The organism is Polaromonas sp. P3_C2 (assembly GCF_056402675.1).
In genome coordinates, this window is record NZ_JBFUGX010000511.1 from 1 (window position 1) to 3,011 (window position 3,011).

The 3,011-nt window shown below is 63.3% G+C and carries 3 protein-coding genes and 1 pseudogene; 2 read left to right on the top strand and 2 right to left on the bottom strand.

All coding sequences use genetic code 11. The features are described 5' to 3' along the window. Positions 1 to 723, top strand: a 723-nt coding sequence (locus AC1DWI_RS18055; RefSeq protein WP_477725363.1) for an alpha/beta fold hydrolase, incomplete at its 5' end; no start/stop codon positions are given. A 118-nt stretch (positions 724 to 841) separates the two neighbouring features. On the opposite strand, the gene AC1DWI_RS18060 is transcribed toward AC1DWI_RS18055, so the two are convergent. Both AC1DWI_RS18060 and AC1DWI_RS18065 read right to left on the bottom strand, forming a co-directional pair. Continuing rightward, the gene (locus tag AC1DWI_RS18060) at positions 842 to 1,435 is read right to left on the bottom strand and encodes a putative pterin-binding protein (RefSeq protein WP_477725364.1); all 594 of its coding nucleotides are present in this window, start codon (positions 1,433 to 1,435) and stop codon (positions 842 to 844) included. Positions 1,436 to 1,514: 79 nt separating this feature from the next. Then, positions 1,515 to 2,261, bottom strand: coding sequence for a pseudouridine synthase (locus AC1DWI_RS18065; protein WP_477667934.1), 747 nt, complete (start codon positions 2,259 to 2,261; stop codon positions 1,515 to 1,517). A gap of 268 nt (positions 2,262 to 2,529) precedes the next feature. Between AC1DWI_RS18065 and AC1DWI_RS18070 the strand changes: the two are divergent. Continuing rightward, positions 2,530 to 3,011: pseudogene (locus AC1DWI_RS18070) on the top strand (AAA family ATPase); the annotation flags it as partial.

Below are 3,011 nucleotides of genomic sequence, written 5' to 3' on the forward strand. Positions count from 1 at the left end.
CATGAAGGCCTGGGCTCGGTCAGCCTCTGGACGCAGCGCGGCCTGGACTGGCCCCAGGCGGTGTGCACGGCAACCGGACGGGCGGGTATTGTGTATTCGCGACGCGGCTACGGGCAGTCAGAGCCCGTACCAAACGTACGCGGCGAACCGGCAGAGCAGAACGGCCAATGCACCGGCCGCCTGCTGCCCGACTACATGCACCGCGAGGCCTGGGAGGTGTTGCCCGCGCTGCTGGGTATGCTGCGGGTTGAAAACCCCGTGTTGCTCGGCCATTCCGACGGCGCAAGCATCGCCCTGCTCCACGCCAGCCGCCATCCGGTTTCGGCCTGCATCGCGATGGCGCCACACGTGCTGGTCGAAGACATCGCGGTGCAGGCGATCGCCCAAGCGACTGCTGCATTCGAGTCTGGCGGCCTGCGCGAGCGCCTGGCTCGTTACCACGCTGATGTGGACGTCGCTTTCTGGCAATGGAACGATGTCTGGCTGTCGCCGGCCTTTCGCAGCTTTGACATCCGGCCGGACTGCGCGCGCATTGCGGCCCCGCTGCTGCTCATCCAGGGGCTTGAGGATGAGTACGGCAGCATGCGGCAGCTGGACGAGATTGCACTGGCAGCACCCCATGCCCGGCAACTGAGACTGGCCGCCTGCGGGCACTCACCCCAGCGCGATCAGCCTGAAAAAACGGTTGAAGCGATCGCTGACTTTCTCAAAGACATCGATTGAGCCGTTTGGTAGTCGCTACGTTTTTCATAGCTGCTTGCGCTCGTCCCTATTGGTTTACAGGYCGATTTCATTTAAAAACAAGGCCTGAACCGTCATTTCAACGCGACGCAGGTGCTGCTCAAGCCTCTTTGACTTCGATGTGGTACGTCGCCCAGGGACACCAGGCAAAGCGCGCCGGCAGCGGCTTGGCAGCCATGTCGGGAAAGCGGTCCGCGTCATACACCGCCCAAAGCGGTCCCAGCCYGCCCAGCGCCATGGGTTGGCCGTCCAGATGGGTGGCAACGATGAAGCGGTATTTGCCAGCCTCGGTGGCGGTGACCTGGGCTGCGTAGCCGTCCACGGCGCGCAGGAAAAGCGTCGTCTTGTCGGTCAACTTCACGCCGGCAGCTTTCATGACATCGGCCAGCAAGGGGCCTTTCAGGGTGTGCGGCTTGCTGTCGTATTCCAGCGTCGGCTTGATGGTGACGGCCGGCAGCGCCGTGAGTGCGGCAAAGTCAAAGACATGGGCCTTGTCGAACTGGATTTTCTGCTTGCCCATCATCTGGTCGAGCACCGGGTCGAAGGCGCCGCGGTTGCCCCCACCGATCAGCCCGCTGACGGTCAACAGGATCGGGCCTCGCGACGCCTTGGGCGCGTGTTGCGCCAAGGCCAGCGACGGTGCGGCCACGGCACCGATTGCGGCGGCATTCAGGAATTGACGACGTGGGTTCATGTTTCCTCCGGGTTTGCTTTTTGCGAAGCTGGCAGCGTAACCGCTTGCCGCCGCGTCTGGATCAGGTTTTTTACCGGTTTCAGGGGGTTTTGACCGAAGGCGCTGAAATGCTGGCCATGTCCTGCGCCGTGAGCCAACGCCATTCGCCGGGTTTCAGGTCAGGCGGCAAATCCAGCGAACCAATGCGTGAACGGTGCAGGCCACCCACGTCCTCGACCCGGTTGCCCACCGCGGCAATCATGCGCTTGACCTGGTGGTATTTGCCTTCGGTAAGCGTCAGGCTGAGCTGGTTCTCGCCGGTCTTTTCGCAGCTTGCCGCACGAACGGGCTTGGGGTCGTCGTCCAGCACCACGCCGGCCAGCAGCCTGGCGACCTGCTTGTCGTCGACCGGGTGCTTGGCCCTCACCTCATAAACCTTGGGCACATGGTGCTTGGGCGAGCTCATGCGGTGGATGAACTTGCCGTCGTCCGACAGCAGCAAGAGGCCGGTCGTGTCCTGGTCCAGCCGGCCCACCGCCTGCACGCCGGCCGCTGCGCCACCGCCGCGCTGACGGATCGGCGCCGGTAGCAGGGTGTAGATGCTGGGGTAGGTGCTGGGCTTTTGCGAGCATTCGTAGCCCGCCGGTTTGTGCAGCATCAGGTAGGCTTTCTCGTGGTACTCCCAGGCCACGCCCTGCACCGTAAAGTGCAGCCCCTCTGCTATAAATTCCATAGCTGGTTCCGCACAAGGGACGCCCGCTACAGCCACAAAACCCTGTTGAACCAGCCCCGCGCACACGCGCCGCGTGCCAAAGCCCTGAGAGAAGAGAATTTCTTGAAGTTGCATGCTTGCCATGGGACCTATTGTCGCCGGGAGGCAGCGACGGGCAGGCAGCCGGGGAAACCGCAGGCCGAATGGCCAGAATTGCCACTTTGGCCGTTTCGAGCCACACCGGCCAGCTGTGCGCGCGTTTTCAGCCATGGCCTCCCCAAGTCAAGCCAGATCGCCCTGCCTGTTGACTGCGGTCAAGCGATTCCAGGGGCCGGCGTCCTATGATCTTTTTCGGAAAACGGTCAAAAAACAGACAACGGCAGAGAGACGGCGAAAGAGACTCATGGAATTTGAAATACCGGAATCCCTGGCCAACACCTTGCTGGGGATGATCAACGCGGAGTCGCCGCTGGCCCGGCGCCTGAGCGAGCACGGCATGTCGCGCGGCAAACGCGTGGTACCCAGCCGCCTTTTTGACCTCACCACGCTGAATACGCTGTACGGCCTGTGCCGGGCGGCCAACGAGCGCGAGTTGATGTTTCAAATGCTGGCGCTGGACAACATCCACGCCGCGCCGGCTGCGCGCAAGATCCCGAGCCTGGAGCAGCTGATTCCGGGCCTGATCGCCTGGCTATCGCGCGACATGATCGATGGCTGGCTTTACAAACGCGGCAAAGACGGCGTGCTGCTGCCCTGGTTGGTGCATTCGATGCGCTATGTGCAGCCCACCGACGGCTCGGCCTACGTGGTCATCGGCCTTCTGGCCAACACCGTGCAGGCCGCTGGGCGCGAGCCCATCACCGACCCGCGCATGCGGCGCACCAG